Annotated in this window: 12 protein-coding genes; 7 read left to right on the top strand and 5 right to left on the bottom strand. The window is 32.5% G+C overall.

Features of this window, described 5'->3' with window-relative positions; translation table 11 throughout:
* Positions 1–63 precede the first annotated feature (63 nt).
* From rnc to PW52_RS02925, 3 genes are read right to left on the bottom strand one after another with little or no spacing between them, the layout of a single operon-like run.
* Complete coding sequence (gene rnc, locus PW52_RS02935; RefSeq protein WP_044631432.1) at positions 64–810, bottom strand: ribonuclease III; 747 nt, start codon at positions 808–810, stop codon at positions 64–66.
* A gap of 7 nt (positions 811–817) precedes the next feature.
* On the bottom strand, positions 818–2,068 hold the full coding sequence (gene fabF, locus PW52_RS02930; RefSeq protein ID WP_044631431.1) for a beta-ketoacyl-ACP synthase II: 1,251 nt from the start codon (positions 2,066–2,068) through the stop codon (positions 818–820).
* A gap of 13 nt (positions 2,069–2,081) precedes the next feature.
* Positions 2,082–2,315: an acyl carrier protein gene (locus PW52_RS02925; protein WP_007647141.1), complete on the bottom strand. Its 234-nt coding sequence runs from the start codon at positions 2,313–2,315 to the stop codon at positions 2,082–2,084.
* Between the two features lie 185 nt (positions 2,316–2,500).
* Here PW52_RS02925 and purN point away from each other — a divergent pair, with 185 nt between their 5' ends.
* From purN to PW52_RS02905, 4 genes are all read left to right on the top strand, one after another.
* Positions 2,501–3,064, top strand: coding sequence for a phosphoribosylglycinamide formyltransferase (gene purN / locus PW52_RS02920; RefSeq protein WP_044631430.1), 564 nt, complete (start codon positions 2,501–2,503; stop codon positions 3,062–3,064).
* Between the two features lie 70 nt (positions 3,065–3,134).
* Complete coding sequence (locus PW52_RS02915; RefSeq protein ID WP_044631429.1) at positions 3,135–3,773, top strand: ribonuclease H1 domain-containing protein; 639 nt, start codon at positions 3,135–3,137, stop codon at positions 3,771–3,773.
* Positions 3,774–3,949: 176 nt separating this feature from the next.
* Entirely contained in the window at positions 3,950–4,876 is a 927-nt protein-coding gene (locus PW52_RS02910) for a PfkB family carbohydrate kinase (protein ID WP_044631428.1), read from the top strand.
* An 85-nt stretch (positions 4,877–4,961) separates the two neighbouring features.
* Complete coding sequence (locus PW52_RS02905; RefSeq protein ID WP_044631427.1) at positions 4,962–6,860, top strand: amidophosphoribosyltransferase; 1,899 nt, start codon at positions 4,962–4,964, stop codon at positions 6,858–6,860.
* A 405-nt stretch (positions 6,861–7,265) separates the two neighbouring features.
* Here PW52_RS02905 and PW52_RS02900 read toward each other — a convergent pair whose 3' ends face one another.
* A complete protein-coding gene (locus tag PW52_RS02900) occupies positions 7,266–8,087 on the bottom strand; it encodes a head GIN domain-containing protein (RefSeq protein WP_044631426.1) in 822 nt (273 codons plus the stop codon).
* Between the two features lie 249 nt (positions 8,088–8,336).
* The gene (locus PW52_RS02895) at positions 8,337–8,945 is read right to left on the bottom strand and encodes a superoxide dismutase (protein ID WP_044631425.1); all 609 of its coding nucleotides are present in this window, start codon (positions 8,943–8,945) and stop codon (positions 8,337–8,339) included.
* Positions 8,946–9,069: 124 nt separating this feature from the next.
* Between PW52_RS02895 and PW52_RS02890 the strand changes: the two genes are divergently transcribed.
* The 3 genes from PW52_RS02890 to PW52_RS02880 all read left to right on the top strand — a co-directional run bounded on the left by PW52_RS02890 (position 9,070) and on the right by PW52_RS02880 (position 14,929).
* Positions 9,070–12,210: a UvrD-helicase domain-containing protein gene (locus PW52_RS02890; RefSeq protein WP_044631424.1), complete on the top strand. Its 3,141-nt coding sequence runs from the start codon at positions 9,070–9,072 to the stop codon at positions 12,208–12,210.
* Positions 12,211–12,222: 12 nt separating this feature from the next.
* Positions 12,223–13,416, top strand: coding sequence for a glycine C-acetyltransferase (kbl, locus tag PW52_RS02885; protein ID WP_044631423.1), 1,194 nt, complete (start codon positions 12,223–12,225; stop codon positions 13,414–13,416).
* Positions 13,417–13,537: 121 nt separating this feature from the next.
* Entirely contained in the window at positions 13,538–14,929 is a 1,392-nt protein-coding gene (locus PW52_RS02880; RefSeq protein WP_044631422.1) for an OmpA family protein, read from the top strand.
* The last annotated feature ends 26 nt before the right edge of the window (positions 14,930–14,955 follow it).

The following is a 14,955-nucleotide window of genomic DNA, read 5'->3' as shown; positions in this document are numbered from 1 at the left end:
CGTGATGTTAAGAAAGTATCAATCTTAACTACAAATTACACTATAACGTTATAGTTTTATTCTTTAAACCGAATTCGGTTTTGAAATTTGATTTTGAAGTGCAAAAAATGCGCGTCTAGAGGCTTTTTCTTCTGCCTTTTTCTTTGAAGTTGCTCGTGCCTTTGAAATAACCTTATCGTTTATGGATAGTTTAACTGAAAAATGCCTAAGCTCGTCGTTTCCAGTATCGTCGTAAACATTGTAATTAAAGGTTTTCTTTTCTTTTTGGCACCATTCGATTAATAAACTTTTATAGCTTATTACTTTACCTTCAAGGGTTTCGATGTCTACATAAGGAATAATAACCCGCTTATAAATAAATTTTTCGCAATATTTATAGCCACGATCTAAAAAAATAGCTCCTATTAAAGCTTCAAATAAATTACCGTGAATATTATCACCGAACTGTCCTGCTGGAATTTTGCTTTCAACTAATTTAATAAGTTTAAGCTCTTTGCCCAACTCGTTTAAATGTTCTCGACTCACAACTTTCGATCTCATTTTAGTAAGATATCCTTCATCTCCACTTGGTACTTCAAGATATAAATGTGATGCAATAACCGAGCTTAACATGGCGTCGCCTAAAAATTCGAGACGTTCGTAATTTATGGCGTTACCTTTGCCGTCCTTTAGGTTCATAGAACGGTGTGTAAAGGCTTTATTATAAAATCTTATTTGTTTAGGTTTAAACCCTAAAATTTGATGTATTTCCATAAAAAAATTCCCGTTACGTTTAAAACGGGAATTTAATATGTTACGAATGTTTTTCATTCGGGATTTAATCTATTTTCTTGAATAATACACAGGCGTTATGACCGCCAAATCCAAAGGTATTACTCATAGCAACCTTAACATCTCTTTTTTCAGCTTTGTTAAGCGTTAAGTTAAGTTTAGAATCGATATTTTCGTCTACAACCTCATGATTTATTGTTGGAGGAACAACACCATGCTCAATTGCTAAAATTGAAGCAATAGATTCTATAGCTCCAGCAGCGCCAAGTAAATGGCCTGTCATTGATTTTGTAGAGTTAATATTTATATTTTTTGCATGGTCTCCAAACACTTCAGTTATCGCTTTAAGTTCGGCTACATCTCCTAATGGAGTGGATGTACCGTGTGTATTAATATGATCGACTTCTTCGGGTTCCATACCAGCGTTTTCTAAACAATTACGCATAACAGCTATAACACCAATACCATCTGGATGTGGCGCTGTCATGTGGTGAGCGTCTGATGACATACCTCCACCTACAACTTCTGCGTAAATTTTGGCACCTCTAGCTTTAGCATGTTCATATTCTTCAAGAATAATCGCACCAGCACCTTCACCTAAAACAAAACCATCTCGGGTTCCATCAAAAGGTCTTGAAGCTGTTTCTGGGCTATCGTTTCTTGTAGATAGTGCATGCATAGCATTAAAACCACCCATTCCAGCAATGGTAACAGCAGCTTCACTACCTCCGGTAACAATCACATCACAATGCCCTAAACGTATATAGTTTAAAGCATCAATCATGGCGTTTGCCGATGATGCACATGCCGATACTGTGGTGTAATTAGGACCCATAAATCCATTTTTAATAGATATGTTTCCTGGGGCTATATCGGCTATCATTTTTGGGATAAAAAATGGGTTAAAACGCGGTGTTCCATCGCCACTGGCAAAATTTAACACTTCGTTTTGAAAGGTTTCTAAACCACCTATTCCTGCACCCCAAATAACACCAACTCGCAATTTGTTAACTTGGTCAAGGTTTAGCTTAGCATCTGCAATGGCTTCATCTGATGCTACCATAGCATATTGCGTAAACCTATCCATTTTACGAGCTTCTTTTCTATCAAGAAAATCTGTTGCGTTAAAGTTTTTTAATTCGCAAGCGAATTTTGTCTTAAACTTTTCGGTATCAAAATAGGTTATAGGCGCAGCACCACTTTTACCACTAATAAGACCTTCCCAATATTCATCTTTGGTATTGCCAATAGGTGTTAAAGCCCCTAATCCTGTGACTACAACTCGCTTTAATTCCATAAAGTAAATTTGCTTATTTTGCTGCTTCTATGTAAGAGATAGCTTGACCTACTGTTGCGATGTTTTCAGCTTGGTCGTCTGGGATTTGAATATCGAATTCTTTTTCAAATTCCATTATTAATTCTACAGTGTCTAAAGAGTCTGCTCCTAAATCGTTTGTGAAGCTAGCTTCAGTTACTACTTCGTTTTCATCAACTCCTAATTTGTCTACAATAATCGCTTTTACTCTTGATGCAATGTCTGACATAATTTTTTAATTTAAGGTTTTAATTAGTTGGCAAAAATAAAAAACTTTATTTTTAAAACACATCTTTACCATAAAAATGTGAATCTAATTTAATAAAATGATTTCAAGTAATTCGATTTTACCTACTAATTGTTAATAATTATTCTTTTTTTTGTTGAAATAATCTTAACATCTATAGTCTGTTTATGAAACGTGTAGTAATTTTTGCGTCCGGAAGTGGAAGTAATGCTGAAAATTTAATTAAGTTTTTTCACAACAGCGATAATGTTTCTGTTATTCAGGTACTTACTAACAATCCGCATGCCAAAGTTTTAGAGCGTGCTAAAAAACTTAAGGTTAGCGCATTTTCATTTAATAAAATAGCTTTTACTCAAACCAGTGATGTGCTTAATTTTTTAAAAGTTGCAAAACCAGATCTTATTGTATTGGCTGGGTTTTTATGGAAATTCCCAGAATTTATTTTAAAAGAATTTGAGAATAAGGTAATAAATGTGCATCCAGCACTATTACCTAAGTTTGGGGGGAAAGGCATGTACGGCATGAATGTGCATGAAGCTGTGGTTAAAAACAAAGAAATAGAAACAGGCATTACTATACATTATGTAAATGAAAATTACGATGAGGGCGCAATTATTTTTCAAGCAAAATGTGATGTTTCTCCTAGTGATACGGCAGAAGATGTTGCTGTCAAAATTCATGAACTAGAAATGAAGCATTTTCCTAAGGTGGTTCAAAAATTACTAGAATAATATGTAATGTTAAGCTAAATTCAACCGAAAAAGCTTAAATTAAAAAAAACTGAACTAGGATTAGAATAATATGTCTAAAAAAAAGAAATATTATACTGTTTGGAAAGGCCATAAAACAGGTGTTTTTGATTCTTGGAATGATTGCAAAGTACAAATAACTAATTTTGAAGGTGCACAATATAAATCGTTCCTAACATTTGATGCTGCAAAAAAAGCTTTAAACGGTAATTATTTTGATTTTGTTGGAAAAAATAAAAATTTTAAAAGTAAACTATCTGAAGCCGAGTTAAAAAAAATTGGTCAGCCTAATTATAATTCTATTGCTGTTGATGCTGCTTCAAGCGGAAATCCGGGAATTATGGAATACCGCGGAGTAGATACAAAAACAAAAAAACAATTATTTATTCAAGGCCCTTTTAACGAGGGTACAAATAATGTAGGTGAATTTTTAGCTATTGTTCATGGGCTTGCACTTCTTAAAAAAAATAACAGCAGCAAAATACTTTATACCGATTCGCGAACCGCAATAAGTTGGGTAAAAAAGAAAAACTGCAATACTAAATTACAGCGTAGCGAAAAAAATAAACCACTGTTTGAACTGGTAGACCGTGCATTATTGTGGTTAAAAAACAACAATTACACAACTGCAATAGTAAAATGGGAAACAAAAGCTTGGGGGGAAATTCCTGCGGATTTTGGAAGAAAATAATAAAAATGGAGGAAAACTTCTGTAATCGAAGGAAAATCCCCCATTTTTCAATGTTAATTAATAGCGCTTTTAAGACACATTAAATATTAAGAAGTCACATTCTCTTTTCCATTAAGATATTAGTATTTAATTTTAGTAATAAAGCATTATATTTGCACCAAAACAGCGATCCTTTTATGGGTAAATTAGTAATTGTAGGTACCATAGCTTTTGATGCTATTGAAACTCCTTTCGGTAAAACCGATAAAATTCTTGGTGGTGCAGCAACCTTTATAGGTCTAGCTGCTTCAACATTCGAGGTAGATGCCACAGCCGTTTCTATTGTTGGTGACGATTTTCCAGAAGCTTATTTGAATTTACTTTCCGAAAGAAATATTGATCTTTCCGGAGTAGAAATAGTTAAAGGTGGTAAAACGTTTTTTTGGAGTGGTAGATATCATAACGATATGAACTCTAGGGATACCTTGGTTACCGAATTAAATACCTTGGCCGATTTTAACCCTGTTGTACCTAAAGATTACAAAGATGCCGAAGTTGTTATGCTTGGTAATTTACACCCATTAGTGCAAGCTAGTGTTTTAGACCAAATGACAACTAAACCAAAGCTTGTTATTTTAGACACTATGAATTTCTGGATGGATTCTGCATTAGAAGATTTACATAAAACTATAAAACGTGTTGATGTAATTACTATAAATGATGAAGAAGCTCGTCAATTAACTGGAGAATATTCGTTAGTAGTTGCCGCTAGAAAAATTCACGAAATGGGGCCAAAATATGTAGTGATAAAAAAAGGAGAGCACGGAGCATTATTATTCCATAACAATGAAGTGTTTTATGCCCCAGCTTTACCTTTAGAAGAGGTTTTTGATCCTACTGGTGCTGGCGACACATTTGCAGGCGGATTTGCAGGTTACATTGCAAAAACGGGAGGCACTTCGTTTGAGAATATGAAGAAGGCCGTTATTTTTGGGTCTACATTGGCGTCTTTTTGTGTCGAAAAATTTGGCACCGAACGTATGCTTAATTTATCCAGTACAGAAATACATAAACGCCTATTGCAGTTTAAGGAACTAACACAATTTGAAATAGAATTAACATAAACAAACGCGCTCTAAAAAGAGTGCGTTTTTTAATTAACACAAAACGAACTACAGTTGTTTTTTCATTAAAACAAAAACTTAACTTATGAGTGATTTTTTAAAACACGAATGTGGTATAGCCATGATTAGGCTGTTAAAACCTTTAGAGTATTACAAAGAAAAATACGGAAGTGCATTTTATGGTGTAAATAAAATGTATCTCATGATGGAAAAACAACATAACCGTGGGCAAGATGGTGCTGGTTTTGCAAGCATAAAACTAGATACCCAACCAGGACATCGTTACATTAGTAGAGTTCGATCTGTTGCGCAACAACCTATTCAAGATATTTTTGCACAAATAAATGAGCGTATAAACAACGAGTTTAAATTACATCCTGAGTATTTAAATGATGTTTCGGCTCAAAAAAAGAATATTCCATATATCGGCGAAGTACTTTTAGGGCATGTGCGTTACGGTACTTTTGGTAAAAATAGTGTAGAAAGTGTGCACCCGTTTTTACGACAAAATAACTGGATGCACAGAAACCTTATTATGGCTGGAAACTTTAATATGACTAATGTTAAAGAGCTTTTCGATAATTTAATACAATTAGGGCAGCATCCAAAAGATTATACCGACACCATTACCATAATGGAAAAAATTGGTCATTTTTTAGATGATGCGGTTAGTAAAATATATAAAGATCTTAAAAAGGAAGGCTACAATAAACAAGAAGCATCGCCGTTAATTGCTGAGCGTTTAAAAGTTGCAAAAATTTTAAAACGTGCTGCAAAAAACTGGGATGGAGGCTATGCTATGGCTGGTTTAATTGGACATGGTGATGCATTTGTTTTACGTGATCCCGCGGGAATTCGTCCAGCCTATTATTATAAAGATGATGAAGTTGTGGTAATTGCTTCAGAACGCCCTGTTATTCAAACGGTTTTCAATGTGAAATTTGAAGATGTAAAAGAATTACAACCAGGACAAGCTATTATTACAAAGAAATCGGGAGAAATGAGGTTAAAACAAATTTTAGAGCCTCTTGAAAAAAAAGCATGTTCGTTTGAACGCATTTATTTTTCTCGTGGAAGTGATGCCGAAATTTATCAAGAACGTAAAATGTTAGGTAAACTTGTTATGCCGAAAGTTTTAAAAGCAATAAATAACGACACAAAAAATACGGTTTTCTCCTATATTCCAAATACAGCTGAAACTTCTTTTTATGGAATGGTTAAAATGGCTGATAAATTTATTAATCAAAAGAAAACTGAAGCAATTTTAAAAGGGCAACGTTCTATTTCGGCTGAAAAAGTTACTGAAATTTTATCCGAACGTGCTCGTGTAGAAAAAATAGCAATAAAGGACGTAAAACTTAGAACGTTTATTACTGAAGATAGTAGTAGAGATGACCTTGTCGCGCATGTTTACGATATTACTTATGGCGTTGTGAAACCAACCGATAATCTTGTAATTATAGATGATAGTATTGTTCGTGGAACAACATTAAAAAAGAGTATTTTAAAAATGCTTGATAGGTTAAATCCTAAAAAAATCATTGTTGTGTCTTCGGCTCCACAAATACGTTATCCAGATTGCTATGGTATTGATATGGCTAATTTAGAGGGTTTAATTGCATTTCAGGCTGCTTTGGAACTTTTAAAAGACAATAATCAATACAATATAGTAGAAGAGGTCTATAAGAAATGTTTAGATCAAACCGATTTAGCAGATAAAGAAGTTGTTAATTTTGTAAAAGAAATTTACGAACCATTTACCGATGAACAGATATCTGATAAAATTGCAGAATTGTTAGATGATGAAGGCATTAAAGCGGAGGTTAAAATAATATTTCAATCGGTAGAAAACTTGCATAAAGCTTGTCCAGAACATCTTGGAGATTGGTATTTTACAGGAAATTATCCAACTGTGGGTGGAAATCGAGTTGTAAACAGAGCGTTTATTAATTTTTACGAAGGCAATAAAGAAAGGGCCTATTAATTATAGTTATCTATAAAAAACTACTTATAAACGGATAAATCTGTATTTCGTCTAAAAATAGTTAGATTTAGTTAAATTAGAAATAAATTAGTATCACCATAACATAAGTAGGTTAAGTTCATGGTAGATTTGGGGCAAAAAAAGGTGAACATCTGTTCGCCTTTTTTTATGAAATTTTATTAAGTTCTTAAAGTTTAAAATCGTCAAACCAATAATTTTACATCCTCTCGTTTAAGCTAATTTATATGCGGTTTAACTAATATATTTTACGAGAAGGCTTTACAGTTATATTTTTGAATCACCATAACATAAGTAGGTTAAGTTTATGGTAGATTTGGGGCAAAAAGGTGAACATTCTAGTTCACCTTTTTCATTTAAAAAACTAACCAAATAATCTAATAATATTTATTTTTTTATTATTTGCGATTTATCGCTTAATCCCTCTACATTAATTTTAGGATTACCATAAACATAGACATTGCTTTTTCCTTTTGCATAAAGCGTTAAATCTTTATTTGAATAAATGTAAATATCGGAATTATTAGAACCATTTATTTTTGCATGCATTACATTTAAATCTTTAGCCTTTATATCGGTAGAACCTGTTGCGATTAAGTTTAAGTTATCACAGTTCCCTTCAATATTCATATCTGCACGATCATTTATGGTTAAATCAAAATTCGTAGCGGAAATACTTCCTTTTATTAAAGCACTTTCATTTAAATTCATTAAAATATCATCACCTCTATAAATAATTTTACCATTTGAGCTTCCTTGCATATTTACAGCTAGATATTTAGAAGCTAAATCTAAGTTGTATTTAGAATTGTTAAAGGTAGATATTGTTAAAGAGTCTGACTGAATTAAATTTTGACTTTCTAATTTAGAACCTTGAGATAAATTAATAGTATTTATTTGTGACGATGTTAAATTGATTTCTAACTTTTTTGAAGATGAAATATGCATAGTAGTATAAAGTTTTAAAATTTTATCTACAACTTCTACTTTAATAACATCAACCAAATTAGAGTCGGTTTTTATTCTATAACCTGATGCTCCAGTTTGCATTAACAATACTTCAAGACCATCGGAAATTTCTAAACTGGTGTAGGGTGGTAGGTTATTATAAACTTCAATAACCTCTTTATTCCCTTTTATTTTTTCTTTTTTTTGAGCAAATGCTACGCAAGTCGTAAACATAGCTACAATAAGCAATAATTTTTTCATTGTTTTATGTATGATGTTTGTAAAGAAGGACGGCTATTTTTAGGGGAGAATAGCCGCCCGACTTATAAGTAATCTTGCTATTAACAGTCCTACTTCCTATTTGAGTGGGTATATAAGTTTTTATTACAATAAATAGTAATGTATTTACAACTTTTAGACACAGTACAAAATAAAAGTCACAATGAGAGATAAAAAAAACGTCTAAAATTAAATTTTAGACGTTTTAAATGAATTATAATGTTGATTCGCTTATTTTGCTTCTGCGTAACGTTTTTCAACTTCGTTCCAGTTAATTACTTTAAAGAAAGCATCGATATAATCTGGACGACGGTTTTGATAATTTAAATAGTAAGCATGTTCCCAAACATCTAAACCTAATATTGGTGTGCCTCCACAACCAACCCCTGGCATTAATGGGTTGTCTTGGTTTGGTGTAGAACAAACTTCTATTTTACCACCTTTATGCACACATAACCAAGCCCATCCAGAACCAAATTGTGTTGCAGCAGCTTTACTAAAAGCTTCAATAAAAGCTTCTTTAGATCCAAATTCTGCTTCAATAGCATCTTTTAATTCACCAGAAAGGTAACCTTTATCTTCGGGGTTCATTACTTCCCAGAATAAACAGTGATTGTAGTAACCACCACCATTATTTCTAACAGCACCGTTGCTTAAATCTAATTCAGTTAAAATATCTTCAATAGATTTTCCTTCTAAATCTGTACCTTCAATAGCAGCATTTAATTTAGTTGTATACCCGTTATGGTGTTTTGTATGGTGTATTTCCATGGTACGTGCATCAATATTTGGTTCTAAAGCATCGTACGCATATCCTAGTTTCGGTAATTCGAAAGCCATAATTTTTAGTTTTAAATTATTAATATTTAATTTCTTTCAAATTTACACATAAAAGCGGGTAATAAAAAATAATATATTGTTATGAAATCATTGATAGTTTTTATCTTGTATGCAAATTACCCTTATGCAAAATAAACCAACTTTTACAATATATAATGCCTCGGCAGGAAGCGGTAAAACCTTCACTCTAGTAAAAGCGTATTTAAAAATATTACTGGCATCAAACAATTTATTTTTATTTAAAAATATTTTAGCCATAACTTTTACTAACAAAGCTGTGGCCGAAATGAAAGAGCGCATTATAAATACGCTTAAACAGTTTGCAGATAATACCATTTTAACCCAGCCAAACGATATGTTTCTGGCTATTCAAAATGAATTAAACATAGACCAAAATACTCTACACGAAAAAGCAAAGAAAATATTAAACCACATTATGCACAATTATGCTGCTTTCGATATTTCAACCATCGATGGTTTTACACATCGCATAATTAGAACCTTTGCTTACGATTTAAAATTACCCTTAAATTTTGAAGTTGAATTAGACCAAAACAGCCTTTTAAATGAAGCTGTAGACAGTCTTATTGCTAAAGCTGGAACAAATAAAGCGTTAACCCAAATTTTAGTTGATTTTGCTATAGAAAAAGTAGACGATGATAAAAGTGGCGATGTTAGCTTCGATTTTAATAAAATAGCAAAACTACTTGTAAATGAAAATGATTTAGAATATGTAACAAAGCTTAACAATAAAACTTTTGAAGATTTTAAAACTTTAAAAAATCAATTATTAAAAGATATAAAGACTAAAGAAACCCTAATTAAAGAAAATGCTGAAGAAGTTTTAAAGTTAATTGAAAGCGCTGGTTTATCGCATGAAAATTTTTCAAGAAGTACACTACCAAATCATTTTATTAAAGTTTTAAATCTAGATTTTTATAAGATATACGACAATAAACTTGAAGAAAATATAGCTGAAAGAAAAGGTATTTATACTCAAAAATTAGATGACACACTTAAAATTACTATCGATAACTTATTACCTGAAATAGAAAGCTATTATAAAGTAATTAAAGCTGCTGTTTATAATCTAAAATTCTTAAAAAACTTCTACAAAAACATAACACCACTATCGGTTTTAAGTGCTATAAAAAAAGAGTTAACAGAACTTAAGGAAGAGCAAAACAAAATGCTAATTTCAGAATTTAACACCTTAATTAGCAAAGAAATAAAAAAACAACCTACACCTTTTATTTACGAGCGTTTGGGCGATAAATTCAACCATTTTTTTATAGACGAGTTTCAAGACACCTCTACCATGCAATGGGAAAATTTATTACCATTAATTGGCAACTCGTTAGCTACCCAAGTTGGCAGTAGCATGCTAGTTGGCGATGCTAAACAAGCCATATATCGCTGGCGCGGTGGTAAAGCTGAACAATTCATTGACTTATTTAATAAAACTAATAAGCCATTCCCGTTTATAAATCAAAACGTTGAGAAACTCCCGAATAATTTTAGAAGCTACAAAGAAATAGTAAGTTTTAATAACGGTTTTTTTAATTACTTAGCTACACAAACCTTTAGCAACCCCGTTTATAGCGAACTTTTTAGTAATGCACATCAAGATATTAGAATAGATAACTCAGGTTATGTAGAACTGAATTTTCTAGATATATTAAAAGATGATGACAGAGACGAAGTTTTTGGTAATGAAGTTTTAAACACCATAAACAATTGTTTAAAAAACGGTTACAGCCAAAGAGATATTTGTGTTTTAGTTAGAAAAGGAAAAGAAGAAAGAGCATTAGCAAAGTTTTTGGCCAAAGAAAAACACCTTAAAATTATTTCAGCAGACGGTTTATTAATTCATAATTCACCCGAAGTTGTTTTTATAAATAACATGTTATGGTTATTACTTCAACCAAAAAATAAAGAAATAAAAATTGCCATTTTAAACTTTTTATCAGATCATTTTAATATTGAAAACAAACACGAATTTTATACAAACTATATTAACCTAGAAAGCACAGAATTCGTTGAAGGTTTCGAAAAATTTAACATTTATATAAACAGCAAACAGCTCATTGAATTGCCACTTTACGATTTAGCAGAAACTATAGTAAGAAGTTTTAATTTGGTTGAAAACTCTAACGCTTACATTCAATTTTATCTAGATGTTGTTTTAGATTTCTCCCAGAAAAAAGGATCAGATATTTCAGCTTTTTTAGAGTATTTCGATAAGAAAAAAGACAATTTAAGCGTAGTATCGCCCAAGGGTCAAAACGCTATTCAAATCATGACCATTCATAAATCTAAAGGGTTAGAATTTCCGGTAGTTATTTTCCCTTACGCAGATTTAAACATTTATGAAGATATAGAGCCTAAAGAATGGTATAAACTTGATGCAGAAAAATATAACGGATTTACACACACTTTACTAAATTACAATAAAGATTTTGAATATTTTGGAGAAGAAGGCTATAATATTCATAACCGCCATCAAGCCGAATTGGAGTTAGACAGTATTAATTTATTATACGTAACATTAACCCGACCTGTTGAGCAACTTTATATAATTTCTAAAAAAGATATTAATGCAAAAGGTGAAGTTAATATTAAAAATCATTCAGGTTTATTTATAAGCTATTTGCAACATTTAGGTTTATGGAACGATTCGCAATTATTATATTCATTCGGAGATAAATCTAAAACATCTATCCACAAGGAAAAACTAGATTCAACTATCGAGCAACGTTTTATTTCAACCGCAAAAGAAGATCATAATATAAAAGTGGTTACAAAATCGGGCTTACTTTGGGATACCAACCAACAAGAAGCTATAGAAAAAGGGAATTTAGTACACGATATTATGGCTAAAATAAAAATTATTAATGATGTTGATTCTGTTTTAAACGAGTTTATAAAAGCTTCAACCATAACCAAAAACCAAGCAGAATATTTAAAGTCTGATATTTTAAAAATTATCAATCATCCGCAGCTAGCACAATATTTTAACTCAAATTCAACTATTTTTAACGAACGCGATATTATTGATAAATACGGAACTATTTTACGACCAGATAGAATAGTTATAAATTCGCAAAACGAAGCTACTATTATAGATTACAAAACGGGTGGCGAAAACAAAAAACACCAACAACAGTTGCTATTATACCAAGATGTTTTAGAGGACATGAATTTTAAAGTAAATCAAAAAATTCTAGTCTACATTAACCAAGATATAAACGTAACCGTTATTTAAAACCCAAAACATATGTACGGAGAAATTAAAGAATATTTAAAAGAAGAACTTAAAGACATAAAAAACAACGGACTTTTTAAAGAAGAACGTATAATAACATCGGCTCAAGGTGCCGAAATAACATTAAACACAGGCGAAACTGTTTTAAACTTTTGCGCCAACAATTATTTAGGCTTGTCGTCGCACCCAGAGGTAATTCAGGCTGCAAAAGATGCTATGGATACACACGGATTCGGGATGAGTTCGGTAAGATTTATTTGTGGAACACAAGATATTCATAAAGAATTAGAGCAAAAAATCGCTAATTTTTATCAAACCGAAGACACTATATTGTATGCTGCAGCTTTTGATGCTAATGGTGGTGTTTTTGAGCCCCTTTTATCTAAAGAAGACGCTATAATTTCAGATTCACTTAATCATGCCTCTATTATTGATGGTGTTCGCCTTTGTAAAGCGGCTCGTTACCGCTACCAAAACAATGATATGGCAGATTTAGAAAAACAACTTCTAGAAGCCAATAAAAACGGAGCTCGTTTTAAAATAATTGTAACTGATGGTGTATTTTCTATGGATGGATTAGTTGCTCCATTAGATAAAATTTGTGATTTAGCCGATAAATATGACGCTCTAGTAATGATTGATGAATGTCACGCCGCTGGGTTTATTGGCAAAACCGGACGCGGAACACTTGAAGAAAAAAACGTATTAAATCGCATAGATATTATTACCGGAACACTAGGTAAAGCATTAGGAGGTGCAATGGGCGGCTATACAACCGGCAAAAAAGAAATTATCGAAATGTTACGCCAACGCTCTAGGCCTTATTTGTTTTCAAATTCATTAGCTCCGGCTATTGTTGGCGCATCAATTAAAGTATTCGATATGCTTGAAAACAACACTGAACTTCGCGACACTTTAGAATGGAATACCAATTACTTTAAAAACGGTATGAAAAGAGCAGGTTTCGATATTATCGATGGTGATTCGGCTATTGTACCTGTAATGTTATACGATGCTAAACTATCGCAGACTATGGCAAACCTTTTATTAGAAGAAGGTATTTACGTTATTGGCTTCTTTTTTCCTGTTGTTCCCAGAGAAAAAGCAAGAATTAGAGTGCAATTATCGGCTGCACACACAAAAAATCACCTCGATATAGCAATAACAGCCTTTACTAAGGTGGGCAAAACACTCGAAATCATTTAAAATACCACTTAAACATACATATTTAAGTGTTTTGAACTATTTTTTTTATATTTGTTTTGTTAATTACATTTAACAACTTACTTTTGTTTACAATTAACACTTAAAAATTAAACTTTTGAATATGAAAAATCTTAGCAGATTATTATTAGCTATGTTGCTAGTTCTTGGTTATAGCAATGCTAATGCGCAAGACGAAAACAATCCTTGGCAAATTACAATTGGAGCAAATGCTGTTGATGCTTATCCTTCTGGAGATGGTGTTGTAGGTGATGCTCAATTCGGTGAAACTATTTTCGATGAGTACTTTAACGTAAGCGATCACTGGAATATTTTACCTTCTTTATCAACTATTTCGGTATCTAGGTACATTAAAAATGGTTTCTCTTTAGGTGTTACGGGTTCTTTAAACAAAATTGAAAGCTGGGGAGATGTTCCTGGTTCAGATCCTGAAGTTGTAAATTCAGAAGATGATTTATCTTACTATGGATTAGATGGTACAATTAAATATAACTTTTTAGAAGGAACTACTTTAGACCCATACGTTGGTGTTGGTGGTGGTTACACTTGGATTGATGAAATTGGTGCGGGAACAGTAAATGGTACTGTTGGTTTAAACGTTTGGTTCACAGAGAACGTAGGTTTAACGCTTCAGTCTTCTTATAAGCACGCTTTCGAAGATTACTTACAAACACATTTCCAACATACTGCTGGTATCTCAATTAAATTTGGTGGTACTGATACTGACGGTGATGGTATCTACGATAAAGATGATGCTTGTCCAGAAGTTGCTGGTTTAGAAGCATTCAACGGTTGTCCTGATACTGACGGTGACGGTATTGAAGATTCTAAAGACGATTGTCCTAACGAAGCTGGTTTAGCTGAATTAAACGGTTGTCCTGATTCTGACGGTGATGGTATCGCAGATAAAGATGATAGCTGTCCTACAGTTGCTGGTTTAAAAGCTTTAGCTGGTTGTCCTGATGCTGACGGTGACGGTGTTACTGATGCTGATGATGCTTGTCCAGATGTTGCTGGTCCTGCTGCTAATAAAGGATGCCCATGGCCAGATACAGACGGTGACGGAGTACTAGATAAAGATGACAAGTGTCCTGAAGTAAAAGGTACTGTTGCTAACGCTGGTTGTCCTGAAGTAACTGAAGAAGTTCAAAAAACTTTAAATGAGTACGCTAAAACTATCTTATTCGATACTGGTAAATCTTCAATTAAAGCGCAATCTGAAGCTGTATTAGGTGATATCATTGGTATCTTAAAAGAATACCCAACTGCTAAATTTACAGTTGAAGGTCATACTGATAGTGTAGGTAGCGAAAAATTAAACCAAAGATTATCTGATTCTCGTGCAAACTCTGTAAAAGAGTATTTAATTAGTCATGGTATTGATGCTTTCAGATTATCTGCTCTTGGTTACGGTGAGTCTAAACCAATTGATACTAACAAAACTAGAGCTGGTAGAGCTAACAACAGACGTGTAGAAATTAACTTAGTAAAATAATTTTACTGATTTAATTCTTAAAATAA

This window comes from Neotamlana sedimentorum, from assembly GCF_000943565.1.
Lineage (GTDB): Bacteria > Bacteroidota > Bacteroidia > Flavobacteriales > Flavobacteriaceae > Neotamlana > Neotamlana sedimentorum.
This window is presented reverse-complemented; position numbering and strand designations above follow the sequence as displayed.

Coding starts and splice junctions, on each gene's coding strand:
- PW52_RS02890 (WP_044631424.1), top strand. CDS start 9,070: ATGCAAAATAAACCAACTTTTACAATATATAATGCCTCGGCAGGAAGC.
- fabF (WP_044631431.1), bottom strand. CDS start 2,068: ATGGAATTAAAGCGAGTTGTAGTCACAGGATTAGGGGCTTTAACACCT.
- kbl (WP_044631423.1), top strand. CDS start 12,223: ATGTACGGAGAAATTAAAGAATATTTAAAAGAAGAACTTAAAGACATA.
- PW52_RS02925 (WP_007647141.1), bottom strand. CDS start 2,315: ATGTCAGACATTGCATCAAGAGTAAAAGCGATTATTGTAGACAAATTA.
- PW52_RS02895 (WP_044631425.1), bottom strand. CDS start 8,945: ATGGCTTTCGAATTACCGAAACTAGGATATGCGTACGATGCTTTAGAA.
- PW52_RS02915 (WP_044631429.1), top strand. CDS start 3,135: ATGTCTAAAAAAAAGAAATATTATACTGTTTGGAAAGGCCATAAAACA.
- PW52_RS02910 (WP_044631428.1), top strand. CDS start 3,950: ATGGGTAAATTAGTAATTGTAGGTACCATAGCTTTTGATGCTATTGAA.
- rnc (WP_044631432.1), bottom strand. CDS start 810: ATGAAAAACATTCGTAACATATTAAATTCCCGTTTTAAACGTAACGGG.
- PW52_RS02900 (WP_044631426.1), bottom strand. CDS start 8,087: ATGAAAAAATTATTGCTTATTGTAGCTATGTTTACGACTTGCGTAGCA.
- PW52_RS02905 (WP_044631427.1), top strand. CDS start 4,962: ATGAGTGATTTTTTAAAACACGAATGTGGTATAGCCATGATTAGGCTG.
- PW52_RS02880 (WP_044631422.1), top strand. CDS start 13,538: ATGAAAAATCTTAGCAGATTATTATTAGCTATGTTGCTAGTTCTTGGT.
- purN (WP_044631430.1), top strand. CDS start 2,501: ATGAAACGTGTAGTAATTTTTGCGTCCGGAAGTGGAAGTAATGCTGAA.